The organism is Stenotrophomonas sp. YJH_SMC_123, from assembly GCF_059368215.1.
This window is the reverse complement of record NZ_JCAFRM010000001.1, coordinates 627,389-647,562: the sequence shown is the minus strand read 5'-3', so window position 1 is coordinate 647,562 and position 20,174 is coordinate 627,389. Positions and strand designations below refer to the sequence as shown.

General features: G+C 67.1%; 25 protein-coding genes. 3 read left to right on the top strand and 22 right to left on the bottom strand.

Going from position 1 to position 20,174, the window contains the following annotated elements:
- Positions 1-72: 72 nt before the first annotated feature.
- The 9 genes from ubiB to rlmE form a co-directional block, all read right to left on the bottom strand.
- A complete protein-coding gene (ubiB, locus tag AC5P5W_RS03060; protein WP_032962195.1) occupies positions 73-1,755 on the bottom strand; it encodes a 2-polyprenylphenol 6-hydroxylase in 1,683 nt (560 codons plus the stop codon).
- A gap of 34 nt (positions 1,756-1,789) precedes the next feature.
- Entirely contained in the window at positions 1,790-2,284 is a 495-nt protein-coding gene (locus AC5P5W_RS03055; RefSeq protein WP_005409020.1) for a CinA family protein, read from the bottom strand.
- Positions 2,285-2,403: 119 nt separating this feature from the next.
- Positions 2,404-3,714, bottom strand: a complete 1,311-nt coding sequence (hflX, locus tag AC5P5W_RS03050; protein WP_049405705.1) for a ribosome rescue GTPase HflX — start codon at positions 3,712-3,714, stop codon at positions 2,404-2,406.
- 14 nt (positions 3,715-3,728) lie between these two features.
- Positions 3,729-4,004, bottom strand: a complete 276-nt coding sequence (gene hfq / locus AC5P5W_RS03045; protein WP_004152891.1) for an RNA chaperone Hfq — start codon at positions 4,002-4,004, stop codon at positions 3,729-3,731.
- Positions 4,005-4,100: 96 nt separating this feature from the next.
- A complete protein-coding gene (miaA, locus tag AC5P5W_RS03040) occupies positions 4,101-5,054 on the bottom strand; it encodes a tRNA (adenosine(37)-N6)-dimethylallyltransferase MiaA (protein ID WP_197574427.1) in 954 nt (317 codons plus the stop codon).
- Positions 5,054-5,950, bottom strand: coding sequence for a dihydropteroate synthase (gene folP / locus AC5P5W_RS03035; RefSeq protein ID WP_049405700.1), 897 nt, complete (start codon positions 5,948-5,950; stop codon positions 5,054-5,056). The genes miaA and folP overlap by 1 nt, the downstream gene beginning before the upstream one ends.
- Positions 5,951-6,424: 474 nt before the next feature.
- Positions 6,425-6,610, bottom strand: coding sequence for a hypothetical protein (locus AC5P5W_RS03030; protein WP_014646713.1), 186 nt, complete (start codon positions 6,608-6,610; stop codon positions 6,425-6,427).
- A gap of 99 nt (positions 6,611-6,709) precedes the next feature.
- Positions 6,710-8,644 carry an ATP-dependent zinc metalloprotease FtsH gene (ftsH, locus tag AC5P5W_RS03025; RefSeq protein WP_005409015.1) on the bottom strand — a complete coding sequence of 645 codons (1,935 nt, stop codon included), beginning with the start codon at positions 8,642-8,644 and terminating at the stop codon, positions 6,710-6,712.
- Between the two features lie 69 nt (positions 8,645-8,713).
- On the bottom strand, positions 8,714-9,346 hold the full coding sequence (gene rlmE / locus AC5P5W_RS03020; protein WP_495220820.1) for a 23S rRNA (uridine(2552)-2'-O)-methyltransferase RlmE: 633 nt from the start codon (positions 9,344-9,346) through the stop codon (positions 8,714-8,716).
- Between the two features lie 65 nt (positions 9,347-9,411).
- On the opposite strand from rlmE, the gene yhbY reads away from it, so the two are divergent.
- Both yhbY and AC5P5W_RS03010 read left to right on the top strand, forming a co-directional pair.
- Positions 9,412-9,717 (top strand): ribosome assembly RNA-binding protein YhbY, encoded by a 306-nt coding sequence (gene yhbY, locus AC5P5W_RS03015; RefSeq protein ID WP_004152868.1) that lies wholly within the window; start codon positions 9,412-9,414, stop codon positions 9,715-9,717.
- Between the two features lie 13 nt (positions 9,718-9,730).
- A complete protein-coding gene (locus AC5P5W_RS03010) occupies positions 9,731-10,105 on the top strand; it encodes an Mth938-like domain-containing protein (RefSeq protein ID WP_111205683.1) in 375 nt (124 codons plus the stop codon).
- A 27-nt stretch (positions 10,106-10,132) separates the two neighbouring features.
- Here AC5P5W_RS03010 and AC5P5W_RS03005 read toward each other — a convergent pair whose 3' ends face one another.
- The 5 genes from AC5P5W_RS03005 to surE all read right to left on the bottom strand — a co-directional run bounded on the left by AC5P5W_RS03005 (position 10,133) and on the right by surE (position 13,827).
- The gene (locus tag AC5P5W_RS03005) at positions 10,133-10,621 is read right to left on the bottom strand and encodes a hypothetical protein (protein ID WP_197574426.1); all 489 of its coding nucleotides are present in this window, start codon (positions 10,619-10,621) and stop codon (positions 10,133-10,135) included.
- Positions 10,622-10,958: 337 nt separating this feature from the next.
- Positions 10,959-11,744, bottom strand: coding sequence for a peptidoglycan DD-metalloendopeptidase family protein (locus tag AC5P5W_RS03000; protein ID WP_032959180.1), 786 nt, complete (start codon positions 11,742-11,744; stop codon positions 10,959-10,961).
- Entirely contained in the window at positions 11,741-12,355 is a 615-nt protein-coding gene (locus tag AC5P5W_RS02995) for a YqaA family protein (protein ID WP_014646707.1), read from the bottom strand. The genes AC5P5W_RS03000 and AC5P5W_RS02995 overlap by 4 nt, the downstream gene beginning before the upstream one ends.
- Positions 12,356-12,373: 18 nt before the next feature.
- On the bottom strand, positions 12,374-13,051 hold the full coding sequence (locus tag AC5P5W_RS02990; protein WP_010485977.1) for a protein-L-isoaspartate(D-aspartate) O-methyltransferase: 678 nt from the start codon (positions 13,049-13,051) through the stop codon (positions 12,374-12,376).
- Positions 13,048-13,827, bottom strand: coding sequence for a 5'/3'-nucleotidase SurE (gene surE, locus AC5P5W_RS02985; protein WP_032959183.1), 780 nt, complete (start codon positions 13,825-13,827; stop codon positions 13,048-13,050). Before surE ends, AC5P5W_RS02990 begins: the two co-directional genes overlap by 4 nt.
- Positions 13,828-14,036: 209 nt before the next feature.
- Here surE and AC5P5W_RS02980 point away from each other — a divergent pair, with 209 nt between their 5' ends.
- Positions 14,037-14,576, top strand: a complete 540-nt coding sequence (locus AC5P5W_RS02980) for a Smr/MutS family protein (RefSeq protein WP_495220819.1) — start codon at positions 14,037-14,039, stop codon at positions 14,574-14,576.
- A 69-nt stretch (positions 14,577-14,645) separates the two neighbouring features.
- Here the strand turns inward: AC5P5W_RS02980 and truD are convergent, their stop codons facing one another.
- The 8 genes from truD to kdsA form a co-directional block, all read right to left on the bottom strand.
- Positions 14,646-15,677, bottom strand: coding sequence for a tRNA pseudouridine(13) synthase TruD (gene truD, locus AC5P5W_RS02975; RefSeq protein ID WP_197574425.1), 1,032 nt, complete (start codon positions 15,675-15,677; stop codon positions 14,646-14,648).
- Positions 15,674-16,171 (bottom strand): 2-C-methyl-D-erythritol 2,4-cyclodiphosphate synthase, encoded by a 498-nt coding sequence (gene ispF, locus AC5P5W_RS02970; protein ID WP_014646702.1) that lies wholly within the window; start codon positions 16,169-16,171, stop codon positions 15,674-15,676. The genes truD and ispF overlap by 4 nt, the downstream gene beginning before the upstream one ends.
- Positions 16,172-16,205: 34 nt before the next feature.
- The gene (gene ispD, locus AC5P5W_RS02965) at positions 16,206-16,904 is read right to left on the bottom strand and encodes a 2-C-methyl-D-erythritol 4-phosphate cytidylyltransferase (protein ID WP_197574424.1); all 699 of its coding nucleotides are present in this window, start codon (positions 16,902-16,904) and stop codon (positions 16,206-16,208) included.
- Positions 16,901-17,254, bottom strand: a complete 354-nt coding sequence (gene ftsB / locus AC5P5W_RS02960) for a cell division protein FtsB (RefSeq protein WP_005412924.1) — start codon at positions 17,252-17,254, stop codon at positions 16,901-16,903. Before ftsB ends, ispD begins: the two co-directional genes overlap by 4 nt.
- Positions 17,255-17,258: 4 nt before the next feature.
- On the bottom strand, positions 17,259-18,551 hold the full coding sequence (gene eno / locus AC5P5W_RS02955; RefSeq protein WP_197574423.1) for a phosphopyruvate hydratase: 1,293 nt from the start codon (positions 18,549-18,551) through the stop codon (positions 17,259-17,261).
- Positions 18,552-18,647: 96 nt separating this feature from the next.
- Positions 18,648-18,977, bottom strand: coding sequence for a hypothetical protein (locus tag AC5P5W_RS02950; protein WP_046429902.1), 330 nt, complete (start codon positions 18,975-18,977; stop codon positions 18,648-18,650).
- Complete coding sequence (locus tag AC5P5W_RS02945; protein WP_032959194.1) at positions 18,977-19,324, bottom strand: hypothetical protein; 348 nt, start codon at positions 19,322-19,324, stop codon at positions 18,977-18,979. The genes AC5P5W_RS02950 and AC5P5W_RS02945 overlap by 1 nt, the downstream gene beginning before the upstream one ends.
- Complete coding sequence (gene kdsA, locus AC5P5W_RS02940; protein ID WP_014036736.1) at positions 19,321-20,151, bottom strand: 3-deoxy-8-phosphooctulonate synthase; 831 nt, start codon at positions 20,149-20,151, stop codon at positions 19,321-19,323. The genes AC5P5W_RS02945 and kdsA overlap by 4 nt, the downstream gene beginning before the upstream one ends.
- Positions 20,152-20,174: the final 23 nt, after the last annotated feature.

The following is a 20,174-nucleotide window of genomic DNA, read 5'->3' as shown; positions in this document are numbered from 1 at the left end:
CGGCTCTACAGGAATCGCTGCGCGATTCTGCGGTTCCTGTGGAACCGCAACAGGCGCACTTCGTGCACCTGCCTACGTGTGCTTGCCGCTTCTCCATATCGAAACCAGGATCCATACGCCGCAGAAGCCGGCGCCGATGAATCCGCACACGCCCAGCGCCAGCAACCAGCGGCTGGAAACCCCGCCGACGCTGTGCATCACGATCGACGAGCCGATGATCAGCGCGGCCGTGATCACGCCCACCACCAGTCGGTTCGCGGCCCGGTTCACCTGCTCGCCAAAGCCCTGCAGCGCGGTGGTCTCCACCTTCAGCTGGAGGCGCCCACGGCGCGCTGCCTGGACCAGCTTGCGCAGGTCGCGCGGCAACTCGCCGGCGAAGTCGACCAGGCCCAACAGGCTGCGCCGGCCGCGCTTGAGCAGCGCCCTGGGCGCATAACGCTGCAGCACCACACGCTCCAGGAACGGGCGGGCGGCGCTGGCCATGTCGAAATCCGGATCCAGCTGCCGGCCCATGCCTTCCAGGGTCAGGAAGGCCTTGATCATCAGTGCCAGGTCGGCCGGCAGGGTCAGGCTGTAGCTGCGCAGCAGCTGGGTGATGTCGCCCAGCATCAGGCCGATGCGCAGATCCTTCAGCGGCACGCCACGGTACTGGTCGACGAACTGGCTGATGTCGTGCTGCAGCCGGTTCTCGTCCACTTCCACGCCGCCGGCCCAGTCCAGCAGCACGTCGGCCACGCCCTGCGGGTCCTGCTCGACCAGGCCGTGCAGCAGTTGCGCGACCTGGAAGCGGCGCACTTCGGACAGCGCACCGACCATGCCGAAATCGATCACGCCGATGCGGCCGTCACGCAGGTAGATGATGTTGCCGGGGTGTGGATCGGCGTGGAAGCTGCCGTCCTCCAGCACCATCTTCAGCACGATGCCGGCACCACGCCGCGCCAGCTCGCGCCGGTCCAGGCCCGCCGCATCGACGCCGGCCAGATCGCGGCCGGGAATGCCGTCGACGAAGTCCTGCACGTTCAGGCTCTCGCAGGTCCACTGCCAGTGCACCTTCGGAATCAGTATGTCGTCACGGCCACTGAAGTTGCGGGCGATGCGTTCGGCATTGCGGCATTCGGCGGCAAAATCCAGCTCACGGCGCAGCGATACGGTGAACTGCTGCACGACCTCGGCCGGGCGATAGCGACGCAGGTCCGGCAACCGGGCCTCGACGATCTCGGCCAGCCGCGCCAGCAGCCGCAGGTCGGCCTCGACCACGTCGCGGATGCCGGGACGCCGCACCTTCAGCACCACCTCACGACCATCATGCAGCCGCGCGCGATGGGCCTGCGCCAGCGAGGCGGCGGCCATCGGGGTTTCGTCAAGGAAGGCGAATACCTCCGCCGGCGACGCGCCCAGGTCGGCTTCGAGCTGCCCGCGGATCTCGGCGTACGGCAGGGCCGGCACCGCGTTCTGCAGTTCGGACAGCTCGGCAATCCACTCCGGCGGCAACAGGTCGACGCGCGTTGCCAGCACCTGGCCAAGCTTGACGAAGGTCGGGCCAAGATCCTGCATCGCACTGCGCACGCGCACCGGTGCGGTCATCCGCAGCAGCTCCTGCCGGTCCTCGTTCCAGTGCAACAGGCGCCCTGCCCGCTCCAGCGTGCTGGCCAGGCCGATGCGCCGAACCACGTCGCCGAAGCCGTAGCGGATCAGGACAACGGCGATTTCCTGCAGTCGGCCCAGGTCACGGACCGTGCCCAGCGTTTCCCACATCATGCGTGCTCCGGACGGTTACCGGAGCAGCATGTCACAGCTGGGCGTCGATACCGCGCAATGCCGCCGCCACGGTTTGCCGGCGGATGGCTTCGCGGTCGCCATCGAACTGGAACAGCTCGGCGCGGGCGTAGCCACCGCGGCGCTTCCAGCCGATCCAGACACTGCCGACTGGCTTGTCCGGACTGCCACCGCCGGGGCCGGCGATACCGGTCACCGCCACGGCGATGCCGGCACCGGAATTGACCAGCGCACCGGACACCATCTCCAGAACGGTTTCGCGACTGACCGCGCCGAACTGTTCCAGCGTCTGCGCACGCACGCCCAGCAGGCGCTGCTTGGCTTCATAGCTGTAGACCACCATGCCGCAGTCGAAGAACGCCGAAGAACCGGCGATGTCGGTCATGCACTTGGCGATCCAGCCGCCACTGCAGCTTTCGGCCGTGACCAGCTGCAGCGAGGCCTGTTGCAGGCGCTGCCCGAGCGCGGCGGACTGGGCATTGAGATCGGCGTCGGTGGGGATGGACATCGGCATGACGGTGGGGTGAAGAACCCCGTTGTACCGCAGATGACAGCCGGATGTCGCGCCCCTCCGGCACGATTGCGTTGCCGGCCAGCGGCCGGCACTACCAGCCATGGGCCGCTAGCTCACCACTCCGGCAGTTTCTCCGGCAACAGCGCCCGGATCGGCGCGCCATCGGCACTGGCGGCCAGCTTCTCGGCTTCGGCAATCGGCAGGTCCACCTGCAGCAGCCAGCCCTCTTCATCGGCCTGTTCGCTGCGGATCACTTCCAGCTGGTGCAGGCGCGCACGCAGGCGGCCGGCATCCGGCGGCAGGCGCAATTCACCGGTCACGTGCTGCAGGCCCAGGCGCTTGCCCAGCACTGCCTGCAGCAGCTCAAGGCCCTGCCCGTCACGCGCGGAAATCCAGACACGTTCACGACGCGACTCGTCGGGCACGCCATCCTGGCCATCGTGGCGGACGTCGGCACCGTCGATGCGGTCGATCTTGTTGAACACCAGCAGCTGCGGCAGGTCACCGGCACCGACCGCGGTCAGCACCTCGTCCACCTGGGCGATGCGCTCCTCGCGGTGCGGATCGGCGGCGTCGACCACATGCAGCAGGAAATCGGCCTCGCGTGCCTCGGACAGCGTCGAGCGGAACGCGGCGACCAGATCATGCGGCAGGTCGCGGACGAAACCGACGGTATCGGCCAGCACCACGCTGCCGCCCGGGACCGCGATGCGGCGCACGGTCGGGTCCAGCGTGGCGAACAGCTGGTCGGCGGCATAGGCCTCGGCGCCGGTCATGGCGTTGAACAGGGTCGATTTGCCGGCGTTGGTGTAGCCCACCAGGGCCACGCGCGGCAGCTCGCTGCGCACACGCGCACGGCGCATCTGGGTGCGCTGCACTTCAACCTTCTCCAGGCGCTTCTGCAGCTGCTCGACCCGCTTCTGCAACAGGCGGCGGTCGGTTTCCAGCTGGGTTTCACCCGGGCCACGCAGGCCGATCGAACCGCCGCGCTGGCGCTCCAGGTGGGTCCAGCCGCGAACCAATCGCGTGGCCAGGTGACGCAGCTGCGCCAGCTCGACCTGCAGCTTGCCCTCGTGGCTGTGTGCACGCTGGGCAAAGATGTCCAGGATCAGACCGGTGCGGTCGATCACCCGGCGCTCGAGGAAGCGTTCCAGGTTGCGCTCCTGACCCGGGCTCAGCGCATGGTTGACCAGGATCAGGTCGGCGCCACTGGCATCGGCCGCGGCCTTGATCTCGTCCAGCTTGCCGCTGCCGATCAGGGTTGACGGATTCGGACGGTCCAGGCGCGCGGTGATCGTCGCGGCGATGCTGGCCCCAGCCGAGCGGGCCAGATCACCGAACTCTTCCAGCACATCGTCTTCCAGCTTGCCGAAATGGGGCTGGATCAACAGGGCGTGTTCGCCCTTTTTCGAGCGGTCAAACATTCACCGCTCCGGTATTACTCGTCTGCTTCATCACCTGCCTGACCACCTTCACCCGACTGCACGTAACCACCGCCCGGACCGACCTTCACGTTGCGTGCGGGAACCACCGTGGAAATGGCGTGCTTGTAGACCATCTGACTGACCGTGTTGCGCAGCAGGACCACGAACTGGTCGAACGACTCGATCGTGCCCTGCAGCTTGATGCCGTTCACCAGGTACACCGAAACCGGCACGCGCTCGCGCCGCAGTGCGTTCAAGAAAGGATCCTGCAGCGATTGCCCCTTGGACATTGCACACTCCTGATTATTGTTCTTATTGGGTTGCCGACGGTTGCCACGGCCCCCGAGCCGCCCGCCGACCGATGATGTTACACGGCTGGCGGGGGTTCAGCGTGCGACGAAGGCCGACACCGCGCCGGCAAGGCGCTCCTGGTCGATATGGGGGTCGAACCAGCGCGCATCAAGCTCGCCGCGCAGCCACGTCAGCTGGCGCTTGGCCAGCTGGCGGGTGGCGAAGATCGCCTTGTCACGGAAACGGGCGGCATCACCCTCCCCGTCCAGGTACTCCCAGGCCTGGCGATAGCCGACCGCACGCACCGCCGGCAGGTCCAACGGGGCCTCCACGGCGGCCATTTCCGGCATCGCGCGCAGTGCCCGCACTTCGTCCAGGAAGCCGTGCGCCAGCATGGTGTCGAAGCGCGCCTCGATGCGCTGGTGCAGTACCGCGCGGTCACGCGGGGCCAGGATCAGCTTGAGGGTGCGCACCGGCAGCGGCGCCACGCCCGGACGGCGCTGCCATTCAGTGATGGGCGTGCCGGTCAGGCGATAGACCTCCAGTGCCCGCTGGATGCGTTGCGGGTCGGTGGCATGGATGCGTGCGGCGGCGGCCGGATCGACCTCGGCCAGCTCTGCGTGCAATGCCGCCCAGCCCCGCTCGGCCGCCTCGGTGCTGAGTGCTTCGCGCATCACCGGGTCGGCCTCCGGCATCGGCGACAGGCCCTGCAGCAGGGCCCGGAAGTACAGCCCCGTGCCACCTGCCAGGATCGGCGTTTTGCCGCGTGCCACGATGTCGGCCACGACCCGGCCGGCATCGGCGGCGAACTCGGCCGCCGAATAGGTCTGCCAGGGATCGCGCAGGTCCAGCAGATGGTGCGGCGCCTGTGCACGCTCGGCCGCATCAGGCTTGGCCGAGCCGATGTCCAGGTGGCGGTATACCAGCGCCGAATCGACGCTGACGATTTCGCCGTCCAGTTGCTGTGCCAAAGCGATTGCGGTGGCGGTCTTGCCACTGGCGGTCGGCCCCATCACGGCGATCGCCAGCGGCCGCCGATCGACGCCCATCAGTCTTCGTCCGGCCAGCGGATCGTCGGCGCAGCGTCGGCACGCGGCGTCGGCACGGCCTCCACTGCCTGCCAGATCTTCAGCGCATCGACGGTGGCCGCCACGTCATGCACGCGCACGATGCGCGCGCCACGTTGGACCGCGATCAGGTGCGCGGCCACCGAAGCCGCCACGCGTTCGGAGGGCGTGTCGCGGCCAGTGAGTTCTCCCAGGCTGCGCTTGCGTGACAGGCCGGCCAGCACCGGCACCCCCAGTTCCAGGAAGCGCTCCGAACGCGCCAGCAGGGTCATGTTGTGGGCGGTGCTCTTGCCGAAGCCAAAACCAAGGTCGATCAGCAGGTTCTTCTTCGCGATGCCCGCCATCTCGGCAGCGAACAGGCGCTGCACCAGGAAACCATGCACCTCGGCGACCACGTCGTCGTAGTGCGGATCGGCCTGCATGTGGCCCGGCTCGCCCTGCATGTGCATCAGCACCACCGGCACGCCGGTTTCGGCGGCAGCTTCAAGCGCACCGCCCTGGCGCAGGGCGAAGATGTCGTTGATCATGCCGGCGCCAGCGGCCACCGCCGCGCGCATCACCTCCGGCTTGAAGGTATCGATGCTGATCGGCACCCGGGTGCGGGCGGCCAGCTGCTCGATTACCGGAATCACCCGGCGCAGTTCCTCCTCGACCGAGACCGGCGCAGCGCCCGGGCGGGTCGATTCGCCGCCGATATCGAGCAGGTCGGCGCCCTCCTCGACCAGCTTCAGGCCATGGGCGACCGCAGCCTCGGTGGTGTCATGCGCGCCGCCATCGGAGAAGGAGTCCGGGGTGACGTTGACGATGCCCATGACCCGGGCACGGTCGAGGCGCAGGATGCGGCCGGCGCAATCGAGCTGGGGCGAGGTATCGAACATGGGCAATCCTGCAGGGACGACGGCGGGTAGTTTAGTTCGGCAGGGCGGCGCCCTGCACCCGCGGAGGCCTGGGCTACAGCAACAGCTGAAGCAACAGCCGAAGCAACAGCAGGTGTACTGAGGGATGGCGTGGGGTCAGATCCGTTTTCCTACGGAAAACGGATCTGACCCCGAATTGATTCGATATCTGACAGAGATTCATCCACGCATGGCGTGGATCTACCGTGTCGACCAAGGTCGACACCTACCAACAGCGGCCGGAATCTGTCAGAGGTGGGGCGGTGTCGGAGGGCGGGGTGTCAGCCGTATGGATGCGGCTGCCAAGCCCCCATGGATGGGTTCACGGCGTCCCCGCCCTCCGACACCGCCCCACCAAATCGCGGAATGCAGCTGTTGCTGTTGCTGTTGCTGCTGAGGTTGCCGGCCGGCGGCCGGCACTACCGCGGGTGCAGGGCGCAGCCCTGCGGACACCCCTCAACGGCGGCGGCGCTTGCGGTCCACGTACAGGGTTCTGGCGATGCTCAGCACGATGCCGACACCGATACCCACCACGCAGCCCAGCAGCAGGTTGTCGGCGCCCAGCCCTACGCCCACGCCGACCACGGTGGCGATGATCATTTCGGCGGTGTGGGAAATCGGTTCAGGCTTCGGGGCGGACATGCAGGCTCCAGCATCAGTTCGGTTCGGAAGGGGCCGAAGGCCCGGAAACGACAAGGCCGGGTTTCCCCGGCCTCGTCTGGTGTTACGTGCAGCGGGCCGTCAATGCGATTCGGCCGGGCCTGCGATCGGCGGCAGCGGGCGGGCGTCGCCGCCCTTGTCGTTGCCACCGTCCTTGTTCGACTTGCTCCAGCCCGCCGGCGGCGGCGGATCGCGGCCTTCCATGATGGCGTCGATCTGCGGTGCGTCGATGGTCTCGTACTGCAGCAGCAGCTGCGACATCGCATGCAGCTTGTCGATGTTCTCGGTCAACAGCTGGGTGGTGCGGGCATAGGCCTTGTCGAGGATGTTGCGCACTTCCTCGTCGATCCGGCGCGCCGTGTCGTTGGACACGCTCTTGTGCTGGGTGACCGAACGCCCCAGGAACACCTCGTCGTCCTCTTCGCCATAGGCGATCGGGCCGAGCTGCTCCGACAGGCCCCACTTGGTGACCATATTGCGGGCCATCTTGGTTGCGCGCTCGATGTCGTTGGAGGCGCCGGTGGTGACCTTGTCCTCGCCGAAGATCAGCTCTTCGGCGACACGGCCGCCGTACAGGGAGCACAGCTGCGACTGGATCGCCACGCGGTTCATCGAGTACTTGTCGCCTTCCGGCAGGTACATCGTCACGCCCAGCGCACGGCCGCGCGGAATGATGGTGACCTTGTAGACCGGATCGTGCTCGGGCACCAGCCGGCCGACGATGGCGTGACCCGCTTCGTGGTACGCGGTCAGGGTCTTCTCGTCCTCGCTCATGGCCATCGAGCGGCGCTCGGCACCCATCAGGATCTTGTCGCGGGCACGGTCGAAGTGGTCCATGCGGACTTCCTTCTCGTTGCCGCGCGCGGCGAACAGGGCCGCCTCGTTGCAGAGGTTGGCCAGGTCGGCGCCGGAGAAGCCCGGGGTACCACGTGCGATCACCATCGGCTCGACATCGTCGGCCAGCGGCAGCTTGCGCATGTGGACCTTCAGGATGTGCTCGCGGCCCTTCACGTCCGGCAGGCCGACCACCACCTGGCGGTCGAAACGGCCCGGACGCAGCAGCGCCGGATCCAGCACGTCCGGACGGTTGGTCGCCGCGATCACGATCACGCCTTCGCCGCCTTCAAAACCGTCCATCTCGACCAGCAGCTGGTTCAGGGTCTGCTCGCGCTCGTCATGACCACCGCCCAGGCCGGCGCCACGGTGGCGACCGACGGCATCGATTTCGTCGATGAAGATGATGCACGGGGCGTGCTTCTTGGCCTGCTCGAACATGTCACGCACGCGGCTGGCGCCCACGCCGACGAACATTTCCACGAAGTCCGAACCGGAGATCGAGAAGAACGGCACCTTGGCTTCGCCGGCAATGGCCTTGGCCAGCAGCGTCTTGCCGGTACCCGGCGGGCCCACCATCAGCACGCCGCGCGGAATCTTGCCGCCCAGCTTGGTGAACTTGGACGGGTCGCGCAGGAAGTCGACCAGCTCACCCACTTCTTCCTTGGCCTCGTCGCAGCCGGCGACGTCGGCGAAGGTGACCTTGATCTGGTCCTCGCCCTGCAGCTTGGCGCGCGACTTGCCGAAGGACATCGCGCCCTTGGCACCGCCGCCACCGCCCTGCATCTGGCGCATGATGAACAGCCAGAAGCCGATGATCAGGATGACCGGCAGGAAATTCATCAGGATCGCGCCCAGGGAAATGCCGCTGGACGGCTCCTCCTGCACGATCTCCACGTTCTTGGTGCGCAGCACGTTGATCAGGTCACGATCGAACGGCGCGGTGATGGTGGACGACTGCCCACCGCGGGTGGTGTAGGTCAGCTGGCTGGTGCCGCCGCGCATGTCGCCGCCGAAGGCGACCTTCTGCACGTTGCCGCTGTCCACCTGGTCCAGGAACTGCGAGTACGACGCGCCCTGCGCGCCGGCCCCGGAGGACTTCGGCGAGAAGCTCTGGAAGACCACCATCAGCACGACGGCGACGACCACCCATAGCAGGAGGTTCTTGGTCAAGTCGTTCATCCTCATTGGCTCCGGTGTTCCTCTCAGTGCTGGCGTTGCGTTGGGGTCGAACTTGCGTACGTTGCGAGCTTACTTCATGTGGGCGCGTTTTCCCTGACCCAAGGCATACACCTCGGGAGAGCGCTTGCGCGACGCCTCCGGCTTGCGGATGGAGACCTTGTCGTAACGGCGGCGCATGTCGCGCACGTAGTCGTCAAAGCCCTCACCCTGGAACAGCTTGATCAGGAACGCCCCACCGGTCTTCAGGTGGTTGTCGGCAAAATCCAGGGCCAGCTCCGCCAGGTGCATCATCCGCGGCTGGTCGACCGCGCCTACACCACTCCTATTGGGGGCCATGTCCGACAGCACAAGGTCTACCGGCTGATCCCCGAGCATGGCTTCAAACTGCGATAGGACAGCTTCTTCCCTGAAGTCACCATGAAGGAACTCCACGCCGGCCAGCGGCGGCATGTCCAGGATGTCCAGCGCCAGCACGCGACCGGTGTCGCCGATCTGTCTCCGGACCTGCTGAGACCAGCCACCGGGGGCCGCGCCAAGGTCGACCACCACCATGTGCGGCTTCAGCAGGCGGTCACGTTCGAGCAGCTCCTCGAGCTTGTAGGCGGCGCGCGAGCGCATGCCCTCGGCCTGCGCCTTCTTCACGAAGGGGTCGGAGAAGTGTTCCTTGAGCCAGCGCTGGCTGCTTTTGCTGCGGGTAGCCATTGAAAATAGGGGCTGATGGGGTCCTCATGATACCCTGATCGTCCCATTCAACCGTGTTTTCCTGCATGTCCATCGCCCTGACCGCCTCCCAGACCCGTTTCCTGCGCGGCCAAGCCCACGACCTGAAGGCCCTGCTGCAGACCGGCGGCAAGGGTGTGACCCCAGCCTTCATCGCGGAGCTGAACGAAGTGCTGGAGCGCCACGAACTGGTCAAGGTGAAGGTCGCCGCAGAGGATCGCGACGCCCGTGATGTGATGATCGGCGAGATCGTCGAAGCCACCGAAAGCGCGCTGGTGCAGCGCATCGGCCACGTCGCCGTGCTGTACCGCCCGAGCAAGGAACAGCGCCAGATCGTGCTGCCGCGCGGCTGATCGCCCTACCGTCATGCAGCTGAACCACGAACCGCCGGATTACGCCTACAGCCTGCGTGCCGCAGATGGCCGCTCGGCCAAGGTGAATGAGCAGGTGCTGGGCGGCAGTTTCTTCCTCACCCCGGACCAACTGGTCACGCACTGGCCGGTGGCAAGTGCCGCCGCGCTGCAGTTGGCGGACCTGGAGCCGATCCTGGCGCTGAATCCGGCGCTGATCGTGCTCGGCACGGGAGACCGTCAGGTATTCCCGCCCGCGGTGGTGATGGCCGCCTGTCTGTCGCGTGGCATCGGCCTGGAGGTGATGAACAATCCGGCCGCCGCGCGCACCTTCAACATTCTGGCCGGCGAAGGCCGCAAGGTCGCGGCCGCCTTCATCCTGGAAGGCTGAGTTCGAGCCGCCGGGTGCGCCCCGGCACTAGCTGCCCGAAGGTGTGCAGCGGAACGCGGAGAACGCCTGCAGCCGACCGATCAGGTTGCCACCCTGCCCCCAGCGGATATCCATGACCTTCCAGTGCGGGCCCTGCCGCTGCAGCAGGACCCGGTCGGTCCAGCGATAGTCGCCCACGGCCATGTCGACATGGACCCAGGTGGCGTCACCGCTCGATCCTGGCGCTCCCACCGTTATCGTCTCCGGCCGGTCCGGCGCCAACAGATACGGGCTCTGGTCGAGCATGTGCGGCTTCTCGTCGGGCGCGGCCAGTGCGGTGCAGGCCTGTTCATATGCACGCTGCGCATCGATGGCTGAGCGGAGGGCATCACCCAGCAGCGGAGCAATCGCCGTTTCGTTCGACTGCGGCGCCTGGATGGCGTCGTAGAGGCGGGTGACCACGTCACGTGGATCGCTGGCGGCGGTCGCCAACGGCGCGACGATGAGCAGCGCGAAAAGGGCTGTTGGGCGAGACATGCGGCACCGGATCGGGAGGCTGGTTCGGTTGAAGCATGCCGCTTCCCTGGCTTGTCGGGAAGCTTGAGATGTGCCACTCAAGGTCGCAAACGGCCACCCACGGCGGCCAGCGTACAGTGAGTCGAGCACGGCTCGACGCTACAGGTCGGGAACGCCGAGCATTGCCCGGCGCCACCCGTCCCACTACCTCAACGCGCCGGCAGGTACTGCTGCGGGTCGACCGGCTTGCCGTTGTAGCGGGTGAGCCGGCGGTGTTTGCGGCCCATGGGCCGCACCGTCGGCGAACGCCCGGCGCGCTGCGCCGGGCCGGGGATCCGCCCGGATTATGAATCGACGATCAGCGCGCCGGCAGGTACTGCTGCGGGTCGACCGGCTTGCCGTTGTAGCGGATCTCGAAGTGGACCATGTCGCGGTTCGCACCGGTGCGGCCCATCTCGGCGATCTGCTCACCGGCCTTCACGCTCTGCCCTTCATTCACCAGGCGCTTGCGGTTGTGACCATAGGCCGACAGCCACTGGTCGCTGTGCTTGATGATGATCAGCTCGCCGTAGCCGACCAGGCCGGCGCCGGAGTACACCACCACACCGTTGGCGGTGGCCTTGACCGGCTGGCCGCTGGTACCGGCGATGTCCACGCCCTGCTTGGTCGCATCGCCGGCAACGTAGCGGCCGACGATCGCGCCATCGGCCGGCCAGCGCCAGGCGATGTTGCTCTTCACCGGACCGGCCGGCGCCGGAGTTGGCGCCGTGCTGCCGGCGCTGCTGCCACCCGAGCGCGGCGCGGTGACCACCGTGGTCGGCGCGCGGCCGCCGCTGGCACCGGCCGGATACAGCCGGATCACCTGCCCCGGATGGATGGTCGAGGGGTTGTCCAGGCTGTTCCAGGCAATCAGGTCGGCCGGGGTAATGTCATGGATGCGGGCCAGCGCATAGATGGTGTCGCCCTTGCGCACCACCACGGTCTGCCCGGGCTTGGGCACCGAGGTCTTCGGCGTGGTCACGCCACCACCGGTGCTGCCACCACCAGGACGAACCACAGTGGCGGTGCCGCAGGCGGCCAGGGTGGAAACCAGCAACGCCAGCGCGCCGATGCGCACTCCCTTGCTCAGACGATCAGGACTCATGCGAACTTCGACCTCCATACAAGCCAGGCGATCAGCACCACCACCAACGCGGTGGCGATCCAGCCCAGCGGTTCAATCCAGCGACGCAGTGCCGCTTCAGCACGCGCACCACCGATACGGATGACCGCAGCCAGCACGAACACGCGCTTGCCGCGACCGATCAGCATGCTCAACAGGTACTGCGGCATCGGTACGCCGACGATACCCGATGCCCACGTGAAGACCTTCATCGGGATGGGCATGAAGCCGCCCAGCACCAGGAAGGTGAACACCGCCCACGGCGATTCGGCCATCTTCGCCTGCACGGTGGTGATGCCCTGCTCGATCGCCGGCAGCATGCCCAGCACTTCAAACAGCGGCTTGATCGCCTCGAAAGCGTAGTGACCCAGCGCGTAGCCGACCAGCGCACCGACCATCGAGCCGGCCAGGCTGAGGGTGGCAAACCACCAGCCGCGCTTGGGCTGGGCCACGCACATCGGCGCCAGCATCACCTCCGGCATCACCGGGAAGATGATCGCCTCGAAGAAGCTCAACACCGTCAGATAGGTCGGCGCGCGTTCGTGCGCCGCCCACTTCATCGCCCGCTCGTACAGCGGCCCGAAAATCTTCATGCAACCCTGCTCCGTGGATTAGTCGAGCATGCCAGACAGCAGCGGCACGAACGTGACCGGCGCCAGCACGTGTTGTTCGATGCTGCCGTCGGCCTTGCGGTCCAGCTGTACCAGCGACTGCGCCCCAGGGCCACCGACCGGCGCCACCAGGCGGCCGCCTTCGGCCAGCTGCTCGATCAGGGCGTCGACCAGTGCCGGCGCCGCCGCAGTGACCACGATGGCATCGAACGGGCCGTGCTCGGCCCAGCCGACGCGGCCGTCGTCGTGCTTGGTGCGGATGTTCATGCCCAGCGCACGGAAGCGCTTGCGGGCCTGGCGCAGCAGATCACCAATGCGCTCCACGGTGTAGACCTCCAGGCCCAACGCGCCAAGGATGGCGGCCTGGTAACCGGAACCGGTACCGACTTCCAGCACCCGCTTCGGCGCGACCTGGAGCACTGCCTCGGTCATCCGCGCAACCACCCAGGGCTGCGAGATGGTCTGGCCATGGCCGATCGGCAGCGCGGTGTCTTCATAGGCACGCGAGGCCAGGGCTTCATCGATGAACAGATGGCGCGGCACCACCCGGATCGCGTTCAAGGTCGGCTCGTCGACGATGCCGGCTTCGCGCAGGCGGTCGACCAGGCGGTCACGCACGCGCTGCGAGGTCATGCCGATACCGACGGCTTCCGGCTGCAATCGCAGGCGTGGGCTCATGCCGGCTGGTCCAGCGCGGCGCTGAGGCCGCCGACCCAGCTGGCGACCTTCTCCAGCGCCTGGTAGCGGGTGAGGTCGACCTGGATCGGGGTGATCGAGATGTGGCCGGTGCGCACCGCGTGGAAATCGGTACCTGGACCGGAATCCTGCTCACGGCCGGCAGGGCCGATCCAGTACACCTCGTTGCCGCGCGGATCCTTCTGCGCGATGCAGCCTTCGGCACGATGGCGGTTGCCGAGGCGGGTGACCTCGAAGCCCTTGACCTCGCTCCACGGCAGGTCCGGCACGTTGACGTTGAGGATGGTGTCGGCCGGCAGCGGATCGGCCTTGAGCCGGGCGACAATCTCCACCGCAGCACGCGCGGCGGTCTCGAAGTGCTTCGGATCGTGGTTGCGGCTGACCAGCGAGACCGCCACCGCCGGCAGGCCGAGGAAGCGACCTTCCATCGCCGCCGAGACGGTGCCGGAATAGATCACGTCGTCGCCGAGATTGGCGGCGTTGTTGATGCCGGACACGACAATGTCAGGCTCGAATTCAAGCAGGCCGGTCAGCGCCAGGTGCACGCAGTCGGTGGGTGTACCGGCCACCGAAACGGTGTAATGGTCGATGCGCTTGAGCCGGATCGGCAGGTCCAGGGTCAGCGAGTTGCTGGCGCCGGAACGATCGCGGTCGGGCGCAACCACCGTGACTTCGTGACCGGCCTCGCGCAGGACCGCGGCAAGCATCCGGATGCCTGCGGCGTCGACACCATCGTCATTGCTGACCAGGATTCGCATCTTCGATTTAACCGCTTGATTTTCCAAGAATTCGATTCCATCACCGTGCAGTGTGGGCGGGACCGTCGCGCTCCCCTGCGGAAGCGGTCGACCCTGCAAGGGCATCGTCTATTGTGCCGCATGCGGGCCGCCGGTCCTACCCTGTCAGCGGTCACGGCCGACATCGAACCGTCATAGGCAGACCTGCGCCGGCGGTTTACCCTGTGCGCATGTCGCACCCTGATGATGAAGATCCGGCCGCATTGTTCCGTGCGGCCATCGGCGAAGTGAAGCCGCTGCGCAAGGATGCCGAGCCGGCACCTGCCGCGCCCCGGCCGAAACCGCGTGCGCGCATGGCCGAACGTGACGAGGCCGAAGCGGCCGGCGAGTTCGCCCGGCTGCTGCGCGACAGTGCGCCACTGGAAGCCGGCGACGTGGCCAGCTATCGCCGCGACAACCTGCCACTACGCCTGTTCCAGCGCCTCAAGCGCGGCCAGTACTCGGTGCAGGACGAACTGGATCTGCACGGCGCCACCGCCGCACAGGCCGAAGCCCTGCTGCGCCAGTTCCTGCTGGAAGCGCATGCACACGAGTACGGCTGCGTGCGCATCATCCACGGCAAGGGACTGCAGTCCGATGGCGGCGCACCGGTGCTGAAGAACCTGGTCGATCGCCTGCTGCGGCTGCGCAACGACGTGCTGGCATTCCATTCGGCACCGACCGGACAAGGCGGCACCGGCGCGGTACTGGTGCTGCTGGCGCGGCGTTGAAAAGGGGACGGAGGGAACTAAGTCGTTTGTGCCACACACGACTTAATTCCCTCCGTCCCCTTTTTTATGTCAGGCCTGCGAGGCGTCTTCGACGGGGCCGAGTTCGTGCAGCACGGCGGTGGCGTAGCAGCCTGGCGGCAACGCGAACGACAGTTCCAGCACGTCGTTGGCCAGCCACTGGTGCTGCAGCAGCGCCGGACGCAGGCGCAACGCGCGGCGCTCCTGCTTCAGGCGCGCGTCTTCCAGGCCGGCCCGCAGTGCTTTCGACTCGTCGTCGTCCAGCGCGGCCAGCTCCAGCTCACGTGCCGCGTCGGCACTGCGCAGCTCGCCTTCGCCCCACAACGGCGCGCTGGGATGGATGTCGAAACGCGCCAGCCGCTCGGCCAGCACATCCGTGTACGGCTCGGGGCCGAACACGCTGCGACTGCCATCGAGCATCCAGACTTCGCCATCGAGCGGCTGGTCCCAGCTGCCCTGCTCCACGCGCGCGGCCAGCACGCGGTTGAACAGCGCCGAACGCGCTGCAGAGAGCAGCAGCGAACGCTGGTCCTTGCGCATGCGGCGGCCACCGAACATCGCCAGTGCAGCCGGCACGTTGCCACCGTCGCGGCCGAAACGCTGTTCACCAAACCAGTTCGGCAGGCCGCGCGCGGCAATCTGCTGCAGGCGCTCGCTGATCGCGGCGGCATCGCCCTGCACCTCGCGCAGCACCAGCTTGAAGCGGTTGCCGGCCAGTGCGCCGCGCTGCAGCTTGCGGTTGTGCCAGGTTGCCTCGATGACTTCGATTTCGTCACTTGCCAACTCGGCCAGGTCCGGCGCAATGCGCTTGGGCAGGTGCACGCTGAAACGCTGGGTGGTGACCGCGTGGCGGTCTTTCATGCCGGCGTAACTCACCGCCATTTCCGGCAGGCCCGCCCATTTTGCCAGCACCTTGGCCACATGCACGGTGTTGGCGCCGCGCTTGCGGATGTGCAGCAACAGGTGCTCGCCTTCGCCGGTGGCCTCGAAGGCCGGCAGCTCGTCAACCTGGAAATCGTCCGGCGTGGTGCGGATGCGCGCCTTCAACAACGGCACACCAAATGCCAACGGCAGCGGGATCATGCCGCCACCAGCAACACGACCGCCTGCGCGGCGATGCCTTCACCACGGCCGGTGAAGCCCAGCTTCTCCGAGGTGGTGGCCTTGACGCTGACCGCGTCCAGCGGCAGCTGCAGCAACCCACCGATGCGCTCACGCATCGCAAGCGCATGCGGGCCGACCTTCGGCCGCTCGCAGATCACGGTGATGTCGGTGTTGCCGACGCGCCAGCCGCGCTCACGCAGCAGGCTGTCGCAGTGGCGCACGAACTCGCTGCTGTCGGCCCCCTTCCAGCGGTCGTCACTGGGCGGGAAATGCTGGCCGATATCGCCCAGCGCCAGTGCGCCGAGCATGGCATCGCACAGGGCGTGCAGGATCACGTCGCCGTCGCTGTGTGCAAGCACACCGCAGCTGTGCGGCACGTTCACTCCGCCAAGCATGATGTGGTCGCCTTCACCGAAGGCATGGACGTCGTAGCCCTGGCCGATGCGGACGGGCGGGAACGGTGCGGTGCTCATGGATGCAACCCTTGCTGCAGGGCCGCGCGGACGGTCAGCCGGCGCGGCGGGAAAGTACGAATTCGAACCGGTCCAGATCGGCCGGGGTGGTGACCTTGAAGTTGTCCTCGCTGCCTTCCACCAGCAGCGGGCGCTGGCCCTGGCGCTCCATGGCCATGGCCTCATCGGTGACTTCAACACCGGCGGCGGCGGCTTCGGACAGCGCGCGGCTGAGCTGGTGGCGGCGGAACAGTTGTGGTGTCAGTGCGCGCCACAACTGCTCGCGCGGCTCGGTGCCATCGATGCCACCGTCGTCGCCCGCACGCTTGAGGGTGTCACGCACCGGTGCGGCCAGGATCGCCCCGACCGGATCGGCACGACCGACTTCAAGCAGGCGGCCAAGGTCGGCCAGCGACAGGTTCGGCCGCGCGGCATCGTGGACCAGCACGAATTCATCAGCGCGCACCGTCTCCGGCAGCGCCTGCAGGCCAGCCAGCACCGAAGCGGCACGGGTCGCGCCACCGATGCAGGTCAGCACCGGCTTGCCCGCCCACTCGTTCCAGCCCGGCCAGTCGGCGTCGTCCGGGCCGATCACTACCATTGCCCCGGCTACGGCCGGATGCGCCAGCAGGGCGTCCAGGGTATGGGCGAGCAGGATCTGCCCGCCCGCCTGCAGGTACTGCTTGGGCAACGGCGCGCCAAAGCGGGTGCCACGGCCAGCAGCCGGAACCACGACCCAGATCGCCGCACTCATGGCACGTCCGCCGGGTGGTCGCCAACCTGCGCACTGACACCTGCCGCAGGCTGCGCCGGGTGGACCGGCGCATCCTCGACCACGCGATAGAACTTCTCGCCGGGCTTGATCATGCCCAGCTCGCTGCGCGCGCGTTCCTCGATGGCGGACTGGCCTTCCTTGAGGTCCTTCACTTCCGCAGCGAGCGCATCATTGCGCTGCTGCAGGCCCTCATTGTCCCGCTCCTGGTTGGCGACCTGGGCTTCGAGCATCATCACTTCACCCGAATTGCCCGGACCAAACCAGAAGCGGTACTGCAGCCAGCCCAGCAACAGGGCCAGCACCAGCAGCATCCAGCGCCAGTCGCGCATCGGCTCAGCGCTTCAGCGAAACGAACGCGTCACGACCGGCGTAACGCGCGCCGGCGCCGAGGGCTTCCTCGATGCGCAGCAGCTGGTTGTACTTGGCCACGCGATCGCTGCGGCACAGCGAACCGGTCTTGATCTGGGTGGCGGTGGTGGCCACTGCGATGTCGGCGATGGTGGTGTCTTCGGTTTCGCCCGAACGGTGCGAGACCACGGCGGCGTAGCCGGCACGGTCGGCCATGGCGATCGCTTCCAGGGTTTCGCTGAGGGTGCCGATCTGGTTGACCTTGATCAGGATCGCGTTGGCGGTGCCCGAGTCGATGCCTTCCTGGAAGATCTTCGGGTTGGTCACGAACAGGTCGTCGCCGACCAGCTGCACCTTCTTGCCGATGCGGTCGGTCAGCAGCTTCCAGCCGGCCCAGTCATTCTCGGCCAGGCCATCTTCAATCGTGATGATCGGGTACTGCGCGGCCCAGTCGGCGAGGAAGTCGACGAACTGCTCGGAGGTCAGGCGCTTGTTCTCGCCGACCAGGTTGTACTTGCCGTTCTCGAAGAACTCGCTGGAGGCCACGTCCAGGCCCAGCAGCACGTCTTCGCCGGCGGTGTAGCCCGCCTTGCCGATCGCTTCGAGAATGGTGTCCAGCGCTTCGACGTTGCTGCGGAAGTCCGGCGCGAAGCCACCTTCGTCGCCGACCGCGGTGCTCAGGCCATGGCCCTTCAGCACCGACTTCAGCGAATGGAAGATTTCGGTACCGGCACGCAGCGCTTCGGAGAACGAGGTGAAGCCAACCGGCAGCACCATGAACTCCTGGAAGTCGACGTTGTTGTCGGCATGCGCGCCGCCATTGATGATGTTCATCATCGGCACCGGCAGCGCCGGGGTCACGCCGGTCCTGGCAGCCAGGTACTGCCACAGTGCCTGCTTGTTCGATGCAGCGGTGGCATGCGCGGCGGCCATCGAAACACCCAGCAGCGCGTTGGCACCCAGGCGGCCCTTGTTCTCGGTGCCGTCCAGATCGATCAGGCGACGGTCGAGGCCGGCCTGGTCGGTGGCCTCAAAGCCCTTCAGCGCGGCGGCAATCGTGGTGTTGACGTTGTCGACGGCCTTGCGCACGCCCTTGCCCAGATAACGGGTCTTGTCACCGTCACGCAGCTCGACCGCTTCCTTGGTGCCGGTCGAGGCGCCGGAGGGAACCGCGGCACGACCGAACGAACCGTCCTCCAGGATGACTTCGGCTTCCAGCGTGGGGTTGCCACGGCTGTCAAGGATTTCACGGGCGTGGATGCTGCGGATCGTACTCATGGTCGGGCCGGTTACCTGTCTGGAGAGGGGGCGACAAAACGAATGCCGCGTGATTATCCCCGGCTGCCCGCCACTTGCCAAATGGCCTGGGCGGCATCAGCCCCGGCTGGACCCGATCACGATCAGGGCCAGCGACACCAGCATCACCAGCAACGCACCGGCCACCGCCGCCGCGACGGGTCCACGACGGCGTCGCCAGGCGAGCACCATCGCCACCAGGCTGCCGACGAAAGACACACCCAGCGCGACCAGCGCGGCCACGATCCAGTACTGCATGGCCTGGATGCCATGGTTTCCGTCACCCGGCGAGCCGAAGCTGGCCGCAAAGGCCATTACTCCCAGCAGCAGGGACGCCCAGGCGAGCACGGACAGCCCCAGCGCGACCAGGCCCCAGGGCCAGCCGCGCGCCGACGTGCTCGTATTCATCAAAGCAATCCGTAGAACAGGGCGCCGAGCCACAGCGAAAGCAGGATGATCGCAAAGCCAGCCGCCACCTTGCCGCGATTCAGCCGCCAGGCCAGCACCGCGGCCGCGAGGCAGCCCGCGGCACCGAGCAGCTCCGCGACCAGCAGCGCAATGAAATACGCACGCAGATCAAGCGCGCTGCTGCCATCACCCGGGGGGCGCACCGACGCCGCACCGATCAGCACCAGGCCAAACATGCCCACGGTGAACAGCACGGCCAGGCCCAGTGCGATCAGGCCCCAGGGCCACTGTTTCCAGTGCCGGCGATGACGCTGGGCTTCCAGCGCCACCCTCGGGTCACGACTCACGCGAAGCGCGAGAAGCCGTGCTTCTTGGTCACCGCGTCGAGCTCCATCAGGGTCTCGAGCAGCGCTTCCATCTGGTCCAGCGGCCACGCGTTGGGGCCATCGGACAGGGCCTTGGACGGATCCGGATGGGTCTCGGCGAACAGGCCGGAGATGCCCACCGCGACGGCAGCACGGGCCAGCACCGGCACGTGCTCACGCTGGCCACCGGAACTGGTGCCCTGCCCGCCCGGCAACTGCACCGAGTGGGTGGCATCGAACACCACCGGGCAACCGGTATCGCGCATCACCGCCAGCGAGCGCATGTCGCTGACCAGGTTGTTGTAGCCGAAGCTGGCACCGCGCTCGCAGACCATGATCTGCTCGTTGCCGGTGGCCTTGGCCTTCTCCACGACCGGCTTCATGTCCCAGGGCGCCAGGAACTGGCCCTTCTTGATGTTGACCGGCTTGCCGGCCGAGCACACCTTGCGGATGAAGTCGGTCTGGCGGACCAGGAACGCCGGGGTCTGCAGCACATCCACCACCGAGGCCACTTCGTCCATCGGGGTGTACTCATGGACGTCGGTCAGCACCGGCACGCCGATCTGCTTCTTGACCTCGGCCAGGACCTTCAGGCCCTCTTCCATGCCCGGGCCGCGGAACGCGGTGCCCGAGGTGCGGTTGGCCTTGTCGAAGCTGGACTTGAAGATGAAGTTGACGCCGAGCTTGTCGGTGACTTCCTTCAGCTTGCCGGCGGTATCGAGCTGCAGCTGCATCGACTCGATCACGCAGGGGCCGGCGATCAGGAACAGGGGCTGGTCCAGCCCGACCTCGAATCCACACAGTTTCATGGCGTTTCCTTGTTGTCCGCAGC

Coding starts and splice junctions, on each gene's coding strand:
- ubiB (WP_032962195.1), bottom strand. CDS start 1,755: ATGTGGGAAACGCTGGGCACGGTCCGTGACCTGGGCCGACTGCAGGAA.
- AC5P5W_RS03055 (WP_005409020.1), bottom strand. CDS start 2,284: ATGTCCATCCCCACCGACGCCGATCTCAATGCCCAGTCCGCCGCGCTC.
- hflX (WP_049405705.1), bottom strand. CDS start 3,714: ATGTTTGACCGCTCGAAAAAGGGCGAACACGCCCTGTTGATCCAGCCC.
- hfq (WP_004152891.1), bottom strand. CDS start 4,004: ATGTCCAAGGGGCAATCGCTGCAGGATCCTTTCTTGAACGCACTGCGG.
- miaA (WP_197574427.1), bottom strand. CDS start 5,054: ATGGGCGTCGATCGGCGGCCGCTGGCGATCGCCGTGATGGGGCCGACC.
- folP (WP_049405700.1), bottom strand. CDS start 5,950: ATGTTCGATACCTCGCCCCAGCTCGATTGCGCCGGCCGCATCCTGCGC.
- AC5P5W_RS03030 (WP_014646713.1), bottom strand. CDS start 6,610: ATGTCCGCCCCGAAGCCTGAACCGATTTCCCACACCGCCGAAATGATC.
- ftsH (WP_005409015.1), bottom strand. CDS start 8,644: ATGAACGACTTGACCAAGAACCTCCTGCTATGGGTGGTCGTCGCCGTC.
- rlmE (WP_495220820.1), bottom strand. CDS start 9,346: ATGGCTACCCGCAGCAAAAGCAGCCAGCGCTGGCTCAAGGAACACTTC.
- yhbY (WP_004152868.1), top strand. CDS start 9,412: ATGTCCATCGCCCTGACCGCCTCCCAGACCCGTTTCCTGCGCGGCCAA.
- AC5P5W_RS03010 (WP_111205683.1), top strand. CDS start 9,731: ATGCAGCTGAACCACGAACCGCCGGATTACGCCTACAGCCTGCGTGCC.
- AC5P5W_RS03005 (WP_197574426.1), bottom strand. CDS start 10,621: ATGTCTCGCCCAACAGCCCTTTTCGCGCTGCTCATCGTCGCGCCGTTG.
- AC5P5W_RS03000 (WP_032959180.1), bottom strand. CDS start 11,744: ATGAGTCCTGATCGTCTGAGCAAGGGAGTGCGCATCGGCGCGCTGGCG.
- AC5P5W_RS02995 (WP_014646707.1), bottom strand. CDS start 12,355: ATGAAGATTTTCGGGCCGCTGTACGAGCGGGCGATGAAGTGGGCGGCG.
- AC5P5W_RS02990 (WP_010485977.1), bottom strand. CDS start 13,051: ATGAGCCCACGCCTGCGATTGCAGCCGGAAGCCGTCGGTATCGGCATG.
- surE (WP_032959183.1), bottom strand. CDS start 13,827: ATGCGAATCCTGGTCAGCAATGACGATGGTGTCGACGCCGCAGGCATC.
- AC5P5W_RS02980 (WP_495220819.1), top strand. CDS start 14,037: ATGTCGCACCCTGATGATGAAGATCCGGCCGCATTGTTCCGTGCGGCC.
- truD (WP_197574425.1), bottom strand. CDS start 15,677: ATGATCCCGCTGCCGTTGGCATTTGGTGTGCCGTTGTTGAAGGCGCGC.
- ispF (WP_014646702.1), bottom strand. CDS start 16,171: ATGAGCACCGCACCGTTCCCGCCCGTCCGCATCGGCCAGGGCTACGAC.
- ispD (WP_197574424.1), bottom strand. CDS start 16,904: ATGAGTGCGGCGATCTGGGTCGTGGTTCCGGCTGCTGGCCGTGGCACC.
- ftsB (WP_005412924.1), bottom strand. CDS start 17,254: ATGCGCGACTGGCGCTGGATGCTGCTGGTGCTGGCCCTGTTGCTGGGC.
- eno (WP_197574423.1), bottom strand. CDS start 18,551: ATGAGTACGATCCGCAGCATCCACGCCCGTGAAATCCTTGACAGCCGT.
- AC5P5W_RS02950 (WP_046429902.1), bottom strand. CDS start 18,977: ATGAATACGAGCACGTCGGCGCGCGGCTGGCCCTGGGGCCTGGTCGCG.
- kdsA (WP_014036736.1), bottom strand. CDS start 20,151: ATGAAACTGTGTGGATTCGAGGTCGGGCTGGACCAGCCCCTGTTCCTG.